19 protein-coding genes and 1 riboswitch are annotated in these 18,877 nt (G+C 46.7%); of the genes, 17 read left to right on the forward strand and 2 right to left on the reverse strand.

Translation table 11 applies throughout. The features are described from left to right. Positions 1-491: 491 nt before the first annotated feature. The 14 genes from AR334_RS23640 (at position 492) to purD (ending at position 14,501) form a co-directional block, all read left to right on the forward strand. A complete protein-coding gene (locus tag AR334_RS23640) occupies positions 492-1,034 on the forward strand; it encodes a DUF2179 domain-containing protein (protein ID WP_066319350.1) in 543 nt (180 codons plus the stop codon). A gap of 245 nt (positions 1,035-1,279) precedes the next feature. Next, positions 1,280-1,477 (forward strand): NETI motif-containing protein, encoded by a 198-nt coding sequence (locus AR334_RS23645; RefSeq protein WP_066319353.1) that lies wholly within the window; start codon positions 1,280-1,282, stop codon positions 1,475-1,477. A gap of 85 nt (positions 1,478-1,562) precedes the next feature. Continuing rightward, a riboswitch (purine riboswitch) is annotated at positions 1,563-1,664 on the forward strand. 136 nt (positions 1,665-1,800) lie between these two features. Further along, positions 1,801-2,289, forward strand: a complete 489-nt coding sequence (gene purE / locus AR334_RS23650) for a 5-(carboxyamino)imidazole ribonucleotide mutase (RefSeq protein ID WP_066319356.1) — start codon at positions 1,801-1,803, stop codon at positions 2,287-2,289. Beyond that, positions 2,276-3,430 (forward strand): 5-(carboxyamino)imidazole ribonucleotide synthase, encoded by a 1,155-nt coding sequence (purK, locus tag AR334_RS23655; protein WP_172799293.1) that lies wholly within the window; start codon positions 2,276-2,278, stop codon positions 3,428-3,430. Before purE ends, purK begins: the two co-directional genes overlap by 14 nt. 4 nt (positions 3,431-3,434) lie before the next feature. After that, positions 3,435-4,733 carry an adenylosuccinate lyase gene (gene purB, locus AR334_RS23660; protein WP_066319358.1) on the forward strand — a complete coding sequence of 433 codons (1,299 nt, stop codon included), beginning with the start codon at positions 3,435-3,437 and terminating at the stop codon, positions 4,731-4,733. 101 nt (positions 4,734-4,834) lie between these two features. Then, entirely contained in the window at positions 4,835-5,548 is a 714-nt protein-coding gene (gene purC / locus AR334_RS23665) for a phosphoribosylaminoimidazolesuccinocarboxamide synthase (RefSeq protein WP_066319361.1), read from the forward strand. Then, on the forward strand, positions 5,541-5,795 hold the full coding sequence (purS, locus tag AR334_RS23670) for a phosphoribosylformylglycinamidine synthase subunit PurS (RefSeq protein ID WP_066319363.1): 255 nt from the start codon (positions 5,541-5,543) through the stop codon (positions 5,793-5,795). The genes purC and purS overlap by 8 nt, the downstream gene beginning before the upstream one ends. Continuing rightward, positions 5,792-6,475 (forward strand): phosphoribosylformylglycinamidine synthase subunit PurQ, encoded by a 684-nt coding sequence (purQ, locus tag AR334_RS23675; protein WP_066319366.1) that lies wholly within the window; start codon positions 5,792-5,794, stop codon positions 6,473-6,475. The genes purS and purQ overlap by 4 nt, the downstream gene beginning before the upstream one ends. Next, a complete protein-coding gene (gene purL / locus AR334_RS23680; protein ID WP_066319368.1) occupies positions 6,459-8,675 on the forward strand; it encodes a phosphoribosylformylglycinamidine synthase subunit PurL in 2,217 nt (738 codons plus the stop codon). The genes purQ and purL overlap by 17 nt, the downstream gene beginning before the upstream one ends. Further along, a complete protein-coding gene (gene purF, locus AR334_RS23685; RefSeq protein ID WP_066319370.1) occupies positions 8,660-10,060 on the forward strand; it encodes an amidophosphoribosyltransferase in 1,401 nt (466 codons plus the stop codon). The genes purL and purF overlap by 16 nt, the downstream gene beginning before the upstream one ends. A 5-nt stretch (positions 10,061-10,065) precedes the next feature. After that, positions 10,066-11,100 carry a phosphoribosylformylglycinamidine cyclo-ligase gene (purM, locus tag AR334_RS23690; protein ID WP_066319381.1) on the forward strand — a complete coding sequence of 345 codons (1,035 nt, stop codon included), beginning with the start codon at positions 10,066-10,068 and terminating at the stop codon, positions 11,098-11,100. Continuing rightward, positions 11,097-11,699, forward strand: a complete 603-nt coding sequence (gene purN / locus AR334_RS23695; RefSeq protein ID WP_066319383.1) for a phosphoribosylglycinamide formyltransferase — start codon at positions 11,097-11,099, stop codon at positions 11,697-11,699. The genes purM and purN overlap by 4 nt, the downstream gene beginning before the upstream one ends. After that, positions 11,677-13,212, forward strand: a complete 1,536-nt coding sequence (gene purH, locus AR334_RS23700; protein ID WP_066319385.1) for a bifunctional phosphoribosylaminoimidazolecarboxamide formyltransferase/IMP cyclohydrolase — start codon at positions 11,677-11,679, stop codon at positions 13,210-13,212. Before purN ends, purH begins: the two co-directional genes overlap by 23 nt. Positions 13,213-13,229: 17 nt before the next feature. Further along, positions 13,230-14,501, forward strand: coding sequence for a phosphoribosylamine--glycine ligase (gene purD, locus AR334_RS23705; protein WP_066319392.1), 1,272 nt, complete (start codon positions 13,230-13,232; stop codon positions 14,499-14,501). A 7-nt stretch (positions 14,502-14,508) separates the two neighbouring features. Here the strand turns inward: purD and AR334_RS30795 are convergent, their stop codons facing one another. Further along, on the reverse strand, positions 14,509-14,616 hold the full coding sequence (locus tag AR334_RS30795) for an EYxxD motif small membrane protein (RefSeq protein ID WP_367576372.1): 108 nt from the start codon (positions 14,614-14,616) through the stop codon (positions 14,509-14,511). A gap of 337 nt (positions 14,617-14,953) precedes the next feature. Further along, positions 14,954-15,280: a DUF2892 domain-containing protein gene (locus AR334_RS23710; protein ID WP_066319402.1), complete on the reverse strand. Its 327-nt coding sequence runs from the start codon at positions 15,278-15,280 to the stop codon at positions 14,954-14,956. A 165-nt stretch (positions 15,281-15,445) separates the two neighbouring features. Here AR334_RS23710 and AR334_RS23715 point away from each other — a divergent pair, with 165 nt between their 5' ends. From AR334_RS23715 to AR334_RS23725, 3 genes are all read left to right on the forward strand, one after another. Then, positions 15,446-17,191, forward strand: coding sequence for an adenine deaminase C-terminal domain-containing protein (locus AR334_RS23715; protein WP_066319408.1), 1,746 nt, complete (start codon positions 15,446-15,448; stop codon positions 17,189-17,191). A 68-nt stretch (positions 17,192-17,259) separates the two neighbouring features. Then, a complete protein-coding gene (locus AR334_RS23720; protein WP_066319411.1) occupies positions 17,260-18,312 on the forward strand; it encodes a DUF3048 domain-containing protein in 1,053 nt (350 codons plus the stop codon). Positions 18,313-18,339: 27 nt separating this feature from the next. Then, positions 18,340-18,651: a YerC/YecD family TrpR-related protein gene (locus AR334_RS23725; protein ID WP_066319423.1), complete on the forward strand. Its 312-nt coding sequence runs from the start codon at positions 18,340-18,342 to the stop codon at positions 18,649-18,651. The last annotated feature ends 226 nt before the right edge of the window (positions 18,652-18,877 follow it).

The raw sequence follows: 18,877 nt of genomic DNA on the forward strand, positions 1-18,877 counted from the left end.
GGGGCGAAAGCCCCTGTGAGAGTAGGACGTTGCCGGGCAAGCGAAAGACAACCTGAAAGATGGTTGTCTTTTTTGTGTTTTTAAAAAGGGTCATTGGCTTTAAAAATGAGGCATCGCGGATATATTGGAAGTATCGCGGATATATTGAATTTATCGCGGATATAATCAAATTATCGCGGATATATCTAAGATGATCGCAGATATATAGTGAAACACCGCAGATATAATTTTTTTCTTCCCAAATTGGTGAACAGGATACCCGACTTTCCCCCTTAACCTACGCCAATAGAGCCTATAGGAGCAGTAAAGCGCCGAATTTCCCGCCTCTGACTACGCCAATAGAGCCTATTTGAATCAGTAATCCCTCAAAAACTCCACCTCTCACTTCTATTTACCCAAAAAATTCGACTTATCTTATTTTTTGCCAAAAAGGGTAATAACATAAATATTGTGCTAAATTGGAAGAAGCATCATTAAAAGGGGGTATTCATATGCTGGAAAATAGTTTTGTCATGGTTGCCATTATCCTAATCATCAATATTGTTTATGTATCGTTTTTTACGATCCGGATGATTTTGACGTTAAAAGGACAGCGATATCTAGCCGCGGGTCTGAGCATTATTGAAGTTGTTATTTATGTGCTAGGGCTCGGTCTCGTGTTAAATAACCTGAATGAAATCCAAAACCTGATTGCCTATGCGGTTGGTTATGGAATCGGCGTGATTGTCGGGATGAAAATCGAAGAAAAGCTCGCGCTTGGGTATATTATTGTCAATGTGATTACGAAGGAATACGATAAAAATTTGCCTAAACTCCTAAGAGAAAAAGGCTTTGGGGTTACAGACTGGGAAGCGCATGGTTTGGAAGGAAACCGGATGGCAATGCAAATTTTGACGCCGAGAAAGTTTGAACTAAGCCTGTATGATATTATAAAAACCAACGATCCTAAAGCATTCATCATTTCTTACGAGCCAAAATCAATTCACGGCGGCTTTTGGGTGAAATCGGTGAAACGCGGGAAATTGTTTTCATAAACTAAAAAGGCTGCCAGTGAGGCAGCCTTTTTATGCAGCTTTTTGTTCCATTTCGTTTCGAATTTGTTGTTTTTTGCTAAAATGGAAAGCAACAACTAAAATCATAACAATAGCACCAAGAGTGAATAAGAAATGCGGCAGTATTCACAGGCAGGGTTCATTGCCGAACTGATTAAAAGAGCACCATATTCTACACACAACCTTTTTCCGCTATATTGCGGAAGGAGTAAGAAAGGAATTTTCACATGAGCAAAAAGAAAATGCAATTTGAGGTCTTGGAAAATGAAAGTATTGACCAATGCTTAAATAGAATAAAACAGGCGGGCTATACGCCGACTCGCCGAATTGAAAAGCCAATTTTTCAAGAGATAAAACAAGATGGAGAAACAATTTATGAGCCGGTCGGGCGTCAAATCGTATTTGAAGCGAGATTGATTGAGTAAAACACGAACATTTTATCGTTATAGGGGGAAAACGTTCGATTAATTGGTTGACATCACTTATAGCGGCTTGTTAAGATAGAAAGGTAATGACAGATCATCTTACCCTCGTATATCCATGGGAATATGGCCCATAAGTCTCTACCCGGTAACCGTAAATTATCGGACTATGAGGGAAAGTCAATATGTTCGGCACATAAGGGGCGGCCCCTTGGTTTGTGTTTTCATGACTTTTCATGCCCGGACAAATGGCTTTCTCTTTTTTTGGGAGAATCCATTTGCTCCGGGTATTTTTTTGGATGGCAGATTGATAGGGGGTTGGACTAATGAATAAATTGGTTGGCGTAATCATGGGGAGCAAGTCGGACTGGGAAACGATGCAGCATGCTTGCGAAGTACTTGAGAAGCTTGAAGTTCCTTTTGAAAAAAGGGTCGTATCGGCCCATCGTACGCCCGATTTCATGTTTAAATATGCGGAAGAAGCAAGAGATAGAGGGTTAAAGGTTATTATTGCAGGAGCTGGCGGAGCAGCGCACCTGCCAGGTATGGTTGCTGCTAAAACAACCTTGCCGGTGATTGGCGTTCCAGTTCAAACCAAGTCACTGAACGGACTGGATTCATTGTTGTCAATCGTCCAAATGCCAGGCGGGGTTCCGGTTGCCACCGTGGCGATTGGCAAGGCTGGGGCGGTAAATGCCGGGCTGTTGGCAGCGCAAATTTTAGCTGTCGAGGATGCACAACTTGCTGCCAAGCTGGAAGCTAGGCGTGAAGCCACAAGAGCAGAAGTAATGGAGAGCAGTGATGAACTTGAATAATAACACGATTTTACCAGGAGCAACAATTGGCATTATCGGTGGTGGACAGTTGGGGAGAATGATGGCTTTGGCTGCGAAAGCGCAGGGATTTCGGATCGCCGTTCTAGAGCCTGTTTCTGATTCTCCATGTGGCCAGGTCGCTGATATTCAGGTCATCGGGGCCTACGATGACCGCGAATCGATTCGTCAATTGGCGGCGGTCAGTGACGTGGTTACATATGAATTTGAAAATATTGATGCCGGCACATTGGAGTGGCTTTGTGAGCAGGCCTATGTTCCCCAGGGCTGGGAGCTGCTGACCATAACCCAGGACCGGATTAAGGAGAAAGCGGCAATCCAGCGGGCTGGTGCCCAGGTTGCACCATACGAAGAGATTTATAACATGGAAGATTTATTTTTAAAAATAGAAGTAATCGGGTTTCCAGCTGTTTTGAAAACGGCCAGGGGCGGTTATGATGGGAAGGGCCAGCTAGTGATTCATAGTCAGTCAGATTTGGCAAAGGCTGAACCACTGCTGGGACATGGAGCCTGTGTTCTGGAAAAATGGATTCCGTTTGAAAAAGAAATTTCGGTGATTGTGACGCGCAAGCCGGATGGGGAAACAGCGATTTTTCCGGTTGCGGAAAATATACATGTTGAAAACATATTGCACCAGACGATTGTCCCGGCACGGATTACGGAAGAAACGAGAACCACGGCGATTGAAGAGGCAAAGCGAATTGCCGCCGCACTTGGGCTTGTCGGGACGCTGGCGGTGGAGATGTTCGTCACGGCAGACGGCGGGATTTATATCAATGAATTGGCACCCCGGCCGCATAACTCCGGACATTACTCCATTGAGGCTTGCGAGACTTCACAGTTCGAACAGCACATCCGGGCGATCTGCAATTGGCCGCTTGGTAGCACAGAGCTTTTAAAACCGGCAGTTATGGTCAACCTATTAGGAGAGCACCTTGAAAAACTGTACGAAGAAATCCCAGCCAATAAAGACTGGAAGATTCATTTATATGGAAAGAAAGAACCTAAGGTGAAGCGAAAAATGGGCCATGTCACTTTAATAAGGGACAACGTGGGTGACGCCTTGCTTGAAATAGAGTCCAGTAGCATCTGGAACACTGTTAAAGAAAAGATCGGAGGATAAAACAATGATTGATCGTTACACAAGACCGGAAATGGGCGCAATTTGGACGGAGGAGAACCGGTTTAATGCCTGGCTTGAAGTGGAAATCCTGGCATGCGAGGCTTGGGCGGAATTAGGAGAAATTCCGAAAGAGGATGTTCAAAAGCTTCGTGAAAATGCCTCTTTTAATATCGACCGCATCAAAGAAATTGAAGAGGAAACAAGACATGACGTGGTTGCCTTTACTCGTGCGGTGTCGGAAACATTGGGCGAGGAACGGAAATGGGTGCATTACGGCTTAACATCAACGGATGTGGTTGATACCGCACTTTCCTATGTGTTGAAACAGGCTAACGAGATTTTGTTAAAGGATCTTGAGAACTTTATTGCGATTTTGAAGGCCAAGGCTCAGGAACACAAGTACACGGTAATGATGGGGCGGACCCACGGTGTCCACGCCGAACCGACGACATTTGGCTTAAAGCTGGCGCTTTGGTATGAGGAAATGAAACGGAATCTTGAGCGATTCAAGCAGGCTGCCAAGGGGATTGAGTTTGGCAAGATTTCCGGTGCAGTTGGTACCTATGCCAATATCGACCCGTTTGTCGAGCAGTATGTATGCGAAAAACTAGGACTACAACGGGCGCCGATTTCGACTCAAACGTTACAGCGCGACCGTCATGCCCACTATATGTCAACACTTGCCTTGATTGCGACTTCGATTGAAAAATTTGCCGTGGAAGTGCGTGGTCTGCAAAAAAGCGAAACTCGTGAAGTGGAGGAGTTTTTCGCAAAAGGTCAAAAAGGATCTTCGGCGATGCCGCATAAGCGCAACCCGATTGGCTCCGAGAATATGACTGGGATGGCGCGTGTCATCCGCGGTTATATGATGACAGCTTATGAGAATGTGCCGCTATGGCATGAGCGCGACATATCGCATTCGTCCGCCGAGCGGATTATTTTGCCGGATGCGACAATCGCCTTGAATTATATGTTGAATCGCTTTGGCAATATCGTGAAAAATCTGACCGTCTATCCGGAAAACATGAAGCGCAATATGGACCGGACGCTTGGCCTGATTTACTCACAGCGCGTGCTGTTGGCGCTGATTGATAAGGGACTGTCCCGCGAGGAGGCTTACGATACAGTGCAGCCGAAGGCGATGGAAGCATGGGAAAAGCAAGTTCCTTTCCGCAGTTTGGTCGAAGCAGAAGAGAAAATTACTTCTTTGCTGTCGGCGGAGGAAATCGCCGATTGTTTTGATTACAACTATCACCTCCAGCACGTTGATACCATTTTCGATCGACTTGGGTTGAATGGGTAGTGATTTAAATTGATAAATCAAAAAGGGGGCTTTACCTGTTCGGAAAGGCCCCTCCTTTATCAAGAAGATTCCCAATTTTGGAACTAAAGGAGCGATACACGATGAATGAACTGCTTTATGAAGGAAAAGCGAAGCGTATCTACTCAACGGACGACCCGCAAGTAGTACTGATTGCATACAAGGACTCTGCCACTGCCTTTAATGGGCAAAAAAAGGCTGACATTATCGGCAAGGGCCGCCTCAACAACGAGATTACCAGTCTCCTATTTTTAAAGCTTAAAGAACACGGAATCGACTCGCATTTTATCCGCAAAATCTCGGAAACCCAGCAATTGGTAAAAAAAGTAACCATCATCCCGCTTGAGGTCGTTGTCCGCAACACCGCCGCTGGCTCCCTGTCAAAACGCTTGGGAATCGAAGAAGGCCGTAAACTCTCAGCACCACTCGTCGAATTTTACCTGAAAAATGATGACTTGGGAGACCCGCTTCTAACCAAGAGCCATATCCTTGAATTAAAATTGGCAACATCAGAAGAAATCCGTAGTTTACGAGAAAAAGCAATGCAAATTAATGAGGTCCTAAGCAGATTTTTCAACGAGCTTGGCATCAATCTCATCGACTTTAAACTTGAGTTCGGCAAAGACGAACCCGGGCAAATCCTGCTTGCAGATGAAATTTCTCCTGACACTTGCCGCCTGTGGGATCAGCAAACAAATGAAAAGCTCGATAAAGACGTATTCCGCCGCGATTTGGGTAGTTTAACAGAAGCCTATGAAACTATTTTACAAAGACTTGGAGGCAATCAGCATGTATAAAGTAAAGATATTTGTCACGTTAAGAGAGAGCGTATTGGACCCGCAGGGAAAGGCGGTTACCCAATCACTCCATTCGTTAAATTATCCGGAAGTGGCTGATGTCCGCATCGGCAAATATATGGAATTGACAATTGAAAAATCAGAACGCGACATCGATGAAGTCATCAATGAGATTTGCAGTAAGCTGCTCGCCAATCCAGTTATTGAAGATTATCGATACGAAGTAGAGGAGAGTGTCGTCCAGTGAGATTTGCGGTCATCGTTTTTCCGGGATCCAACTGTGATGTCGATATGTACCATGCGATAAAAGATGAACTCAGCGAAGAGGTTGAATATGTTTGGCACGATACTGACAACCTTGACGAGTATGATGGAATCCTTCTTCCTGGCGGTTTTTCTTATGGAGACTATCTCCGCACCGGAGCAATTGCCCACTTCAGTAATGTCATGAAGGAAGTAATCAAAGCAGCTAACGAAGGAAAACCAGTCCTCGGCGTCTGCAACGGGTTTCAAATCCTTCTAGAGGCTGGTCTTTTGCCTGGAGCTATGAGACGGAACGAGAGCCTATCGTTTATTTGCAAACCGGTGGAATTAATCGTTGAAAACAACAAAACGATGTTTACCGGCGAATACCAGCACGGGCAATCGATCACCATTCCAATTGCCCATGGCGAAGGAAATTATTATTGCGACGAAGAGACTCTCGCCCGGTTAAAAGTTAATAATCAAATTGTTTTCTCCTATAAACAGAATCCAAACGGCAGTCTGGAAGACATTGCCGGAATCATCAATGAACAAGGTAATGTCCTAGGGATGATGCCGCACCCTGAGCGGGCAGTCGACGAATTGTTAGGCAGCGCTGACGGGTTAAAACTTTTTCAATCAATCGTGAAAGCTTGGAGGGAATCACATGTTGTCAACGCTTGAGCCAAGTCCGGAACAAATCAAGATACAAAAACTATACCAGCAAATGGGATTATCCGATGAGGAATTTGCGATGGTTGAAAAAATCCTTGGCCGCACCCCGAATTATACCGAAACGGGTTTATTCTCGGTGATGTGGTCGGAGCATTGCAGCTACAAAACCTCAAAGCCGGTCCTCAGAAAATTCCCAACTAAGGGAGAAAAAGTGCTCCAAGGTCCCGGTGAGGGTGCCGGTATCGTCGATATTGGCGATGGCCAGGCCGTCGTGTTTAAAATTGAAAGCCATAACCACCCATCCGCAATTGAACCGTACCAAGGTGCGGCAACCGGCGTCGGCGGGATTATCCGCGATGTTTTCTCTATGGGTGCCCGCCCGATTGCCCTATTGAACTCACTTCGCTTTGGCGAGCTCGAGTCGCCGCGCGTAAAATATCTTTTTAAAGAAGTCGTCGCCGGTATTGCCGGCTACGGGAACTGCATCGGCATTCCAACCGTTGGCGGCGAAGTGCAATTTGAACCGAGTTACGAAGGCAACCCGCTCGTAAATGCGATGTGTGTCGGCCTGATTGACCATAAAGATATTAAAAAAGGCCAGGCGCACGGTGCCGGAAATACGGTTATGTATGTCGGCGCAAAGACCGGGCGTGACGGAATCCATGGCGCAACCTTTGCCTCAGTGGAATTGACGGAGGAATCGGATAAGGACCGCCCGGCAGTCCAGGTTGGCGATCCGTTTATGGAAAAACTTCTTCTCGAAGCCTGCCTTGAGTTGATCCAATCAGATGCACTGGTCGGCATTCAGGACATGGGTGCAGCCGGCCTGACGAGCTCTTCCGCGGAAATGGCCAGCAAAGCCGGCATGGGGATTGAAATGAACCTTGATCTTGTGCCGCAGCGCGAAACAGGCATGACAGCCTATGAAATGATGCTATCTGAGTCCCAAGAGCGGATGCTGATTGTCGTGACAAAAGGGCGCGAACAGGAAATCGTTGAGCTTTTCGAAAAATACGATTTGGAAGCCGTCGCGATTGGCACGGTAACGGATGACAAAAAGCTGCGCCTCCTTCACCACGGGGAAGCGGTCGCCGATGTACCTGTTGATTCCTTAGCTGAGGACGCTCCAGTCTACAACAAGCCATCCCAAGAGCCTGCTTACTTTGCAGAGTTCCAAGGAATGGGGCAGGAAGTCCCTCAAGTAGAAAACCTTAAAGAAACACTGTTACAACTATTAAGCCAGCCAACCATTGCCAGCAAGGAATGGGTGTACCAGCAATACGACTATGCGGTACGTACCAATACCGTTGTTGCTCCCGGCTCGGATGCATCGGTAGTCCGAATCCGCGGTACTCGCAAAGCTTTGGCTATGACAACGGACTGCAATTCCCGCTACGTCTACCTGGACCCGGAAACCGGCGGAAAAATCGCCGTTGCTGAAGCGGCGCGCAACATCGTCTGCTCAGGGGCTGAACCACTGGCAATTACGGATAACCTCAACTTTGGGAATCCGGATAAGCCGGAAGTATTCTGGCAGATTGAAAAAGCGGCAGATGGAATCAGTGAGGCTTGCACCGTCCTTGAAACACCAGTCATTGGCGGCAACGTCTCTTTATATAACGAAACAAGCGGTACGGCGATTTACCCGACACCGGTCATTGGCATGGTCGGGCTCGTAACCGATTTAGATCATATTACTACGCAGCAATTTAAACAAGCGGGCGACCTGATTTACCTTGTAGGTGAAACAAAGCCTGAATTCGGCGGCAGTGAGCTGCAAAAGCTGCAAAATGGAAGAATTTTTGGAAAAGCGCCTGAATTAAATATCGAAGTGGAAAAAGAACGGCAAAACCAGGTTCTGGCAGCGATTCGCGCCGGAGTGGTCCAGTCTGCCCATGATTTGTCTGAAGGCGGCCTTGGCGTGGCGCTGGCTGAATCCTTATTTTCAGCTAGTGAGCTTGGAGCGGAAGTAACGATAGCAGGTAACCCGGTTACTAGCTTATTCAGCGAAACGCAGTCCCGTTTCCTTTTATCTGTTAAAAAAGAACATCAGTCACAGTTTGAAAGTTTAGTAGATGCTGAGCTAATTGGTTCAGTAACGGGTACTGGTACGCTTAGCATTTTATCGGAAAACCAGCAAGTGCTCCAATCATCTGTAGAAGAATTAAAAGCTGCCTGGAAAGGGGCGATCCCATGCTTGCTGAAATAAAAGGTTTGAATGAAGAGTGCGGGATTTTTGGCGTTTGGGGACATCAGGATGCAGCCCAATTGACGTATTACGGGCTGCATGCCCTGCAGCACCGCGGCCAAGAAGGGACCGGCATTGTTGTTTCTGATGGGAACGAGCTAAAAGGGGTCAAGGGTGAAGGGCTGGTTACAGAAATTTTTACTGCAGAAAGAATGGCGGAGGTATCAGGTAAATCTGCCATTGGTCATGTTCGCTATGCAACAGCGGGCGGGGGCGGCTATGAAAATGTCCAGCCGCTTCTGTTTCACTCGCAAACTGGCAGTCTTGCATTAGCCCATAACGGCAATCTGGTTAACGCCAATTCCCTGAAACATCAGCTTGAGACACAGGGGAGCATTTTTCAAACAAGCTCAGACTCGGAAGTACTGGCTCATCTAATCAAAAGAAGCGGGTTTCCCAACCTGAACGACAAGGTGAAAAATGCCCTTTCGATGTTGAAAGGGGCCTATGCCTATTTGATTTTAACGGAAACAGAATTAATGGTGGCGCTAGACCCGCATGGCTTAAGGCCGCTTTCACTAGGCTGTCTTGGCGACGCCTATGTCGTTGCTTCGGAAACCTGCGCGTTTGATGTCATTGGTGCGGAATACATCCGCGATATCCAGCCGGGCGAACTGCTGATTATTGACGACAATGGCCTTCGGTCTGAGATGTTTTCAGTTAGTTCAACCAAAGCGATGTGCATGATGGAGTACGTTTATTTTTCAAGACCTGACAGCAACATTCAGGGAATCAATGTCCATACCGCCAGGAAAAACATGGGCAAGAAATTGGCCCTTGAGGCTCCAATCGACGCTGATGTCGTAACCGGTGTTCCGGATTCCAGCATTTCGGCGGCGATTGGCTATGCCGAAGAATCGGGAATCCCATATGAAATGGGCTTGGTCAAAAACAAATATGTCGGCCGCACGTTTATCCAGCCGTCACAGTCGCTTCGGGAACAAGGTGTGAAGATGAAGCTGTCTGCGGTCCGCGGCGTGGTGGAAGGAAAGCGCGTCATCATGGTTGATGACTCGATTGTCCGCGGTACGACGAGCAAAAGAATCGTGAATTTATTAAAAGAGGCGGGGGCAACGGAAGTCCATGTCGTGATCAGCTCCCCGCCGATTAAGAATCCTTGTTTTTACGGAATTGATACATCTTCGAAGGAAGAATTAATTGCTTCAGATAAATCAGTGGAAGAGATCAGGCAGTTGATTGGCGCCGATTCGTTAACGTTCTTAAGCCTTGAAGGCATGACGGCGTCGCTTGGCCAGCAAAATGGGTATTGCCTTGGCTGCTTTACCGGAGATTATCCGACAGAAATCTATCCTGATACACTTCAATACTATTACCAAAAGGGGTGACGGCAATGGCAAATGCATACAAACAAGCAGGAGTCGATATCGAGGCAGGCTATGAAGCGGTCGCGCGCATGAAAAAGCATGTCCAAAAAACGGCCAGAGCCGGCGTCCTTGGCGCACTGGGCGGCTTTGGCGGGATGTTTGACCTGTCGGTATTGAATTTGAAAGAACCGGTTTTGGTGTCAGGCACCGATGGGGTCGGCACGAAGCTGAAAATTGCGTTTATGATGGACCGCCACGATACAATCGGCATTGATGCCGTGGCGATGTGCGTCAATGATATTGTTGTGCAGGGTGCCGAGCCGCTTTACTTTCTTGACTACATCGCCTGCGGCAAAGCATTGCCTGAAAAAATTGAAGCGATTGTCAAGGGAGTTGCCGACGGCTGCGAGCAGGCAGGCTGTGCGTTAATCGGCGGCGAAACGGCGGAAATGCCCGGTCTTTATCGGGAACCAGAGTACGACATTGCCGGGTTTGCGGTTGGCGCCGTTGAGAAGCAAGAAATCATCACAGGGGAAACGGTCAAGCCTGGCGATGTATTGATTGGGCTTGCTTCAAGCGGTATCCACAGCAATGGCTACTCATTGGTGAGGAAGGTTTTTAACAATTGGTCATTAATCGAGTATGTCGACGCCCTTGGCTGCACGCTCGGCGAAGAACTGTTAAAGCCGACGAAAATTTATGTGAAGCCGATTCTATCCGCTTTGAAAACATTCAACCTTAAAGGAATGGCCCATATCACCGGCGGCGGTTTTATTGAAAATATCCCAAGGATGCTGCCTGAAGGACTTGGAGCTGAACTGACTGAGAAAAGCTGGGAGATTCCGAATATTTTTAAGCTGATTTCTGAGGTTGGACAAATCGACTATAGTGAAATGTATAATATTTTTAATATGGGTATTGGCATGGTCATTGCCGTCAATAAGGAAGAAGCGGCTGACGTTTTGGCCCATTTCAATCAAGCAGGCGAAACTGCCTATGAAATCGGTGTTGTGACCGACAATCCTGGCATTCAAATTAACGGGCGTGGTGGCCGCCGATGAAGAATATCGCGATTTTTGCGTCAGGAAGCGGTAGCAATTTTCAGGCGATTGTCGATGCGGTTCAGGCAAAAGAGCTTACGGCCAACATTTCGTTGCTTGTCTGTGACAATCCGGGAGCCTATGTCATTGAACGGGCCCGGGCTGCGGAAATCCCCTTGTTTGTCTTTAACGCCAAAGACTATCAGAGTAAGGCGGATTATGAAAGCGAAATGGCCTTATTGTTGAAAAACAAAAACGTCGATCTTATCGTGCTCGCGGGCTATATGCGCTTGATTGGCCCGACATTGCTGGGTGAGTATCAGGGGCGAATCATCAACATTCATCCGTCATTACTGCCGGAGTTTCCCGGCAAGGATGCGATTGGCCAGGCGCTCGCTGCAGGTGCTAAATGGAGCGGCGTTACCATCCATTATGTGGATGAAGGCATGGATACTGGTCCGGTTATTGTCCGTGAACGTGTAAAAATTGAGGACAATGAAACACGGGAAAGCCTGCAATGGAAGATTCAGGCTGTGGAACACAAGCTATACCCATCGATACTGCAAATGCTGTTAACAAAGGGAGATGTACGTCAAAATGAAGAAACGCGCGCTTATTAGTGTATCTGACAAAAACGGGGTTAGCGAATTTGCCAAAGAACTCGTCAGCCTTGGTTTTGAAATAATCTCGACCGGCGGAACGAAAAAAACCCTTCAGGAGCAAGGAGTTCCTGTACTAGGTGTCAGTGATGTTACAGGATTTCCGGAGATTTTGGAAGGCCGCGTCAAGACATTAAACCCGTTTATTCACGGTGGTTTGCTGGCAAAACATGAGGAAGCGGATCATCAGAGACAGCTTGAGGAGCACGGGATACAGCCGATTCAGGTTGTTTGCGTGAATCTTTATCCGTTCCAACAAACGATTGAAAAACCGGATGTAACCGTTGAAGATGCAATTGAGAATATTGATATCGGCGGGCCGGCCATGCTGCGAGCATCCGCGAAAAACCATCAGTCTGTAACCGTGGTCGTCGACCCAGCGGATTATGAGACAGTTTTGACAGAACTAAAGGCTGACGGAAAAACAACACTTGAAACAAGAAGAAAGCTGGCAGCCAAGGTGTTTCGCCATACAGCGGCGTATGACGCTTTGATTGCTGAGTATATGACTAAACTCGCCCAGGAAGACCAACCGGAAAAATTAACTGTTACTTATGAACTGAAGCAGCACCTGCGTTATGGCGAAAATCCGCATCAGCAGGCAGCTTTTTATCAAAAACCGCTCGGTTCGAACTTCTCGATTGCTTATGCCGACCAGCTGCATGGCAAAGAGTTATCCTACAATAACATTAATGATGCCGATGCCGCATTGCAGATTGTTAAGGAATTTTCAGATCCTGCCGCGGTTGCCGTCAAACATATGAACCCTTGCGGAGTCGGTACCGGCAAAAACGTTTTTGACGCATTTGAAAAGGCCTTTGTCGCTGATCCGGTTTCGATTTTTGGCGGAATTATTGCCTTTAACCGTGAAGTCGATGGAAACACTGCGAGGAAGCTTCATGAAATTTTTCTTGAAATTATCATCGCACCTTCGTTCTCGGAAGAAGCATTGGAAGTTTTAACAGCGAAAAAGAATCTCCGTTTATTGACGATTCCATTTGACCAAGGCAGTAAGCCAGAACGGAAAATGACCACGATTGAGGGCGGATTGCTTGTTCAGGATCAGGATCGTTACAGCCTGGAAGATGCCGAAATCACGATTCCGACGAAAAGACAGCCGACCGAAGCTGAGTGGGCTGCTTTAAAGCTCGGCTGGAAGGTTGTTAAGCATGTGAAATCGAATGCGATTGTCGTCTCTAGCGAAGATATGACGGTTGGCATTGGCGCTGGGCAGATGAACCGCGTCGGCGCTGCGGAAATTGCTTTGAAGCAAGCGGGTAAACTGGCAGAAGGGGCAGCCCTTGCATCCGATGCCTTCTTCCCGATGGATGACACCGTCGAAGCAGCGGCGAAAGCAGGGATCACTGCGATTATCCAGCCAGGCGGCTCGATTCGTGATGCTGATTCGATTAAGAAAGCCGATGAATACGGAATTGCCATGGTGTTTACCGGAGTAAGACATTTCAAACATTAAGCGGGGTGCGTAGCTGAATGAAGAAGGTATTAGTAATTGGTCGTGGCGGCAGGGAGCATGCTATCTGTCAAAAGGTCAACGAAAGCCCGATAGTGGAAAAAGTGTTTGTCGCCCCAGGGAATGTCGGCATGACCGATGTTGCGGAACTCATCAGCATCAATGAGTCGGAACATGAACGCTTGCTGAAATTTGCAGTAGAAGAAGGAATTGGTTTAACCATTATTGGCCCAGAAGTTCCGCTGTTGGAAGGGCTGGCTGATACCTTTGCGGAAGCTGGCTTAAAGGTATTTGGGCCGAAAAAGGCTGCCGCCGAGATCGAAGGCAGCAAGTCTTTTGCCAAAGAATTAATGCAAAAATATCAGATTCCGACCGCCGATTATGCGGTGTTTACCACATATGAGGAAGCGCGGCAATATGTTGAAGACAAGGGTGCGCCGATTGTCATTAAGGCTGACGGCTTGGCCGCGGGCAAAGGCGTCACGGTCGCGATGACGAAAGAAGAGGCGCTCGAAAGCCTCAAGGAGATGCTCGTGAATGAAAAGTTCGGTGCGGCGTCATCAAGGGTAGTCATCGAGGAATTTTTAAGCGGGGAAGAATTCTCGCTGATGGCGTTGGTCAATGGCGAGGTGGTCGTTCCGCTTGAAATTGCCCAGGACCATAAGCGAGCCTTTGATGGGGACCAAGGTCCAAATACCGGCGGAATGGGTGCTTATTCTCCGGTTCCGCAAATTGGTTCAGAAACAGTTCAAACCGCCATTGATGCCATTCTTTTACCTGCAGCAAAAGCATTGGTACAAGAAGGACGCAGCTTCTGCGGCGTGTTATATGCCGGGTTGATTAACACGGTGGAAGGTCCAAAGGTGATTGAGTTCAACGCGCGGTTTGGCGACCCGGAAACCCAAGTTATTTTGCCAAGGTTGAAGTCGGACCTTGTTGGAACCATTTTGGATTTGCTCGCTGGACGCGTACCAGTGCTGGAGTGGGATTCACAGGCCATGGTTGGTGTGGTAGTCGCTTCGAACGGCTATCCCGAAGATTATGAAAAGGGTGCCGTATTACACGGATTAGCACAACTGGCGGAGCATGCTTATGTATTTCATGCCGGAACAGCCAAAAATACCGCTGATGAGTATATCACAGCGGGCGGCAGGGTGCTCTTGGTCGCCTCGAAGGCGGACAGCCTACATGAAGCGCAGGAAAAAGTATATTACGAGCTGGAAAAGTTAACGAGCGACGGTGTTTTTTACCGAAAGGACATCGGCGCGAAGGCAATTGCCCCAGTTCTTTAGCAATATTCTACCTTGCACGCCTTTTCCGGCGCATAAAAGCATAAATTAGGGCGATAATGCTGCCGATTAATACAATAATGACAAACGAGGTATGGGTAATCCATTCCCATATCATTGAAATCAGCTTCCTTTCAAGGGCTGCCGGTAGGATGGCAGCCCTATTTACTTTTATTCATATGAGAAGTATAGGCGGAAATTTCCGGCTATTGTATGTAGTTAAGGCTTAAGAAGCAGAAATAAGCGGAAAATTCCGGTTAACTGCTCTAAATAAGGCAAAATCCAAGGGTTTTTTATAAGATAAGCGGAAAACTCCCCTTATCTTTAGGAAAATAGGCGTATTTCCCAATTTAAACGGAATTCTCCGTTTACTTTTCAAACACTGGAAATTTACATTCAGCTAAAACAGAGCCTTAATAAAAGTAAAATATAGATGCAGTCGACGGCAAGTATGATTAGGACGGATTATACGGCATCGCATCCCCCATCAGGCCTTCCATCCCATCCATCGAATCATCAGCGGACGCATCAGCCCTGTCCAAACCGCCGCCAGCCCCATCGTTGGCAGTATACATGTCCTGGTACTTCTCAAATAGCGCCGTCATCGGGCAGTAGCGGACGATTCCCTCGGCCACCTTCATTGCCGCACAGAGAGCAACAAATAGGTAGGAATCCCGCCATGGCTGCTTCACCAGTTTGGCGGTGCACCACGACAGCAGGGCCAGTCCAATGGTGATGCGGATCAACGCGTTTAAAATCCCAATATTCGGTGTAACTTTCACATTGTTCACTCCTTCACAAAATTTTTACAATATTTATCAATTCTTTACTGCTTTAAAATGCAAAATATGATAGTATTATAACAATAGAAAAATGTAAGGGTTTTCTTTTTTGAGAATATCAAGCTTTTTTTATAAATAGATATGTCACATCAGGGAGGGATTTGTATGCTGGAGCAACGTTACCGCTGGAAAAACAAACATTTGCGAATGCATGTATCCGTATTGGATGGGACCACAGCTCCCACCATACTGCTAAAAAACGCCTTATATTTAAACCAAACTTTCCGCAAGTGGATGCGGGCCAATATTTGGATTTATGATGACCGGATTGTTTATGTTGGCGAAAATTTGCCGGCCAAACAAGAGAACTGTGAAATCATTGATTGTACGGACCAAATTTTAGTTCCAGGTTACATTGAGCCGCATGCTCACCCGTTTCAATTATATAATCCCCAAACACTCGCTGCTTATGCATCCCAGTTTGGCACAACAACGTTAATTAACGACAACATGGCGTTTGTTTTAAATTTAAAAAAACGGGAAGCGTTTTCATTATTGCAGGAACTTGGCGCAAGCCCAACTACGATGTATTGGTGGAGCAGATTTGATTCGCAAACAGAAATTTTGCATGAAGAGGAAAAATTTTCACATAGTAATATTAAATCATGGCTTGAGCATGATGCCGTCCTTCAGGGCGGTGAGCTTACTGGATGGCCGAAGCTGCTTGACGGCGACGATATGATGCTGCACTGGATTCAGGAAGCAAAGCGAATGCACAAGAAAATTGAAGGGCATTTTCCCGGTGCGTCCGAAAAAACGCTGGCGAAAATGATGCTGCTCGGAGCCGATTGCGACCATGAGGCGATGACCGGCGAAGAGGTGTACAGGCGCCTGATGCAGGGCTACATGGTATCGCTAAGGTACTCGTCCATTCGGCCTGATTTGCCTGACATTCTCGACGACATGAAGCGGCTTGGCATTGAAGCTTATGATAGATTAATATTTAACACGGACGGTTCATCCTCCGCTTTTTATGAGCAAGGGATTACCGACCATATGATTCGGATAGCCATTGAAAAAGGGGTTCCAACCATTGATGCCTACAACATGGCTACAGTCAATATTGCCAGATACTACAATATCGACCACCTGCTCGGCAATATTGCCACCGGCCGGGTAGCCAATATCAATTTCCTGGAAAGCCTTGAAGATCCAACTCCAGTATCCGTGCTTGCCAAAGGAAAATGGGTGAAGCGTGACGGGGAAAAAGTGGTTGGTGCCTATCAGGCAGTTGAATGGCCGCAATATGGCTTAAAGCCAATGGCGCTGGATTGGGAACTGTCGCTTGATGACCTGCAGTTTTCCATGCCGTTTGGCATTAAAATGGAAAATTCGGTTATTACGAAACCTTATTCGATTTCAATTGACGTTTCCGGCGACCAGCTTTCAACGGAACACGATGAATGCTTCTTTACCTTGATTGACCGGAAAGGAAAATGGCGAATTAACACGCTGCTAAAAGGCTTCGCGAATAACCTGTCTGCACTGGCCAGCTCTTTTTCCAATACAGGGGATATTATCTTAATCGGGAAAAATAAACAGGATATGCTTCACGCTTTTAATAGAATGAAAGAATTGGGCGGGGGTATAGTAATAGTGGAAAACGGAACAGTTGTGTGCGAGCTGCCCCTGGTGTTATCCGGCATTATGTCAGATTTGCCGATTGAAGACTTAATGATACAAGAAAAACAGTTGTTTGCAGAATTGAAAAAGCGGGGCTATGCGTTTTCTGATCCGATTTATAGCCTGTTATTCTTCTCTGCTACTCATTTGCCTTATATACGGATTACCCAGCAGGGAATGTACGATGTCATGAATAAAACTGTACTCTTTCCTTCAATAATGCGTTAAACTATAATTAAATTAAAGAGTTAAAGTGTGAAAGTTGCAGGCAATACGAAAACAGGGGTGTTAATTAGATGAAAAAATGGGCTGTTGCCGCAGCTGTCGTCTTGCTGCTCCTCTCAGGATGCAACAACAATAAAGAGACGTCAACAAAACCAAAAGAGACAGAAAAAGTGGTTGATAAAATAGTGGAAAAAGAAGAGCAGAAGCAAGAAGTCGCTTATTATTTTCCACTGACAGGGGTTAAGTCAGAAGCACAAACAGATGGTAGGGCCGTTGCGGTGATGATCAATAATCATCCAAAGGCAAGACCTCAGTCGGGCATCAGTAAGGCGGACATCGTGTATGAATTGATTGCCGAAGGAGATATGACCCGTTTCCTCGCCGTTTTCCAAAGCCAAAAGCCCGGAAATATCGGTCCGGTTCGGAGTTCACGTGCCTACTATATCGATTTGGCCAAAGGGCTGGATGCCCTCTATATCGCGCATGGATATAGTGAGGAGGCAAGACAACTGCTGGAGAGCAACTATGTCGACAATTTAAACGGAATGGTTTATGATGGTACATTATTTAAGCGCTCCAGTGACAGAAAAGCTCCGCACAATTCCTATATTACGTATGAGAATATTCTAAAAGGTGTTGAGCAGAAGCACTATTCAATGGACCAGACTCCGCCAAGCTTTACGTTCATGAAGGAAGAGGAGAAAGGAAACATAACTGGTACCGAGGCAATGTCGGCGATGGTTTCCTACTCTAAGGGCGGGATTTCTAATTCGATTTACGAGTTTGATGCTGCGTCTGGCAAGTATAAGCGGTTTTCGGGCGGCGAACAGACCGTCGACTTGGAAACCAATGAGCCTGTGCTATTAGCCAATTTATTCATTATTGAAGCACCCCATCAGGTTTATGATGAGGTTGGCCATCTCAAAGTCGATTTAAAGTCAGGCGGAAAAGGGTACTTGCTGCAAATGGGCAAGATGAACGAAGTGACCTGGGAGAATCGGAATGGTCGAATTGTGCCAGTGAAGGATGGCGCCGAGGTACCGCTCGTGCCGGGACAAACCTGGGTCAATGTCCTGCCAACCAAGCCAGGAATCACACAAAGTGTTTCGTTTGAAGCTCAGTGATAATTTTTAAATAAAGGGGAAAAGCAGATGCAAATAAATAAACTGCGAGGCAAAGAACTCGATCAATTATTTCAAGCAGTTCTATCTTTAAAAGATCTCGAAGAATGCTACCGTTTTTTCGATGATTTATGTACGATTAATGAAATCCAGGCACTGGCCCAGCGCTTGGATGTGGCCAGAATGCTTCGTGACGGAAATACGTATCATAAAATTGAGGCGGAAACAGGGGCAAGCACGGCCACGATTTCCCGTGTCAAGCGCTGCCTGAATTTCGGCAACGATACGTACGAGATGGTGCTCGAGCGAATTAAGGAAGATAACGTGAAAACAGAAGAATAATGAATCAAGCCGAAGAGATGCTCTTCGGTTTTTCATTTTCCATAATCTAGTTTCATTGTTTTGTTATGTGGTAAAGGGGCGGAGCGCCGCAAAGTGCTTTCAGTCTTACAAGTACAGCGGAATATACATTTTTACACTAAAAAAATAATTGGTGGGGCTCTGCTCACACCTCCTTTATTGGCAAGGACTGGTTCTCTGTATTATTTTCCATAGTAAATGCTGGTTG

Source organism: Bacillus sp. FJAT-29814 (genome assembly GCF_001510715.1).
In the GTDB taxonomy this organism is placed as follows: Bacteria; Bacillota; Bacilli; order Bacillales; family Cytobacillaceae; genus Neobacillus.

Coding starts and splice junctions, on each gene's coding strand:
- AR334_RS23640 (WP_066319350.1), top strand. CDS start 492: ATGCTGGAAAATAGTTTTGTCATGGTTGCCATTATCCTAATCATCAAT.
- AR334_RS23645 (WP_066319353.1), top strand. CDS start 1,280: ATGAGCAAAAAGAAAATGCAATTTGAGGTCTTGGAAAATGAAAGTATT.
- purE (WP_066319356.1), top strand. CDS start 1,801: ATGAATAAATTGGTTGGCGTAATCATGGGGAGCAAGTCGGACTGGGAA.
- purK (WP_172799293.1), top strand. CDS start 2,276: ATGAACTTGAATAATAACACGATTTTACCAGGAGCAACAATTGGCATT.
- purB (WP_066319358.1), top strand. CDS start 3,435: ATGATTGATCGTTACACAAGACCGGAAATGGGCGCAATTTGGACGGAG.
- purC (WP_066319361.1), top strand. CDS start 4,835: ATGAATGAACTGCTTTATGAAGGAAAAGCGAAGCGTATCTACTCAACG.
- purS (WP_066319363.1), top strand. CDS start 5,541: ATGTATAAAGTAAAGATATTTGTCACGTTAAGAGAGAGCGTATTGGAC.
- purL (WP_066319368.1), top strand. CDS start 6,459: ATGTTGTCAACGCTTGAGCCAAGTCCGGAACAAATCAAGATACAAAAA.
- purF (WP_066319370.1), top strand. CDS start 8,660: ATGCTTGCTGAAATAAAAGGTTTGAATGAAGAGTGCGGGATTTTTGGC.
- purM (WP_066319381.1), top strand. CDS start 10,066: ATGGCAAATGCATACAAACAAGCAGGAGTCGATATCGAGGCAGGCTAT.
- purN (WP_066319383.1), top strand. CDS start 11,097: ATGAAGAATATCGCGATTTTTGCGTCAGGAAGCGGTAGCAATTTTCAG.
- purH (WP_066319385.1), top strand. CDS start 11,677: ATGAAGAAACGCGCGCTTATTAGTGTATCTGACAAAAACGGGGTTAGC.
- purD (WP_066319392.1), top strand. CDS start 13,230: ATGAAGAAGGTATTAGTAATTGGTCGTGGCGGCAGGGAGCATGCTATC.
- AR334_RS30795 (WP_367576372.1), bottom strand. CDS start 14,616: ATGATATGGGAATGGATTACCCATACCTCGTTTGTCATTATTGTATTA.
- AR334_RS23715 (WP_066319408.1), top strand. CDS start 15,446: ATGCTGGAGCAACGTTACCGCTGGAAAAACAAACATTTGCGAATGCAT.
- AR334_RS23720 (WP_066319411.1), top strand. CDS start 17,260: ATGAAAAAATGGGCTGTTGCCGCAGCTGTCGTCTTGCTGCTCCTCTCA.
- AR334_RS23725 (WP_066319423.1), top strand. CDS start 18,340: ATGCAAATAAATAAACTGCGAGGCAAAGAACTCGATCAATTATTTCAA.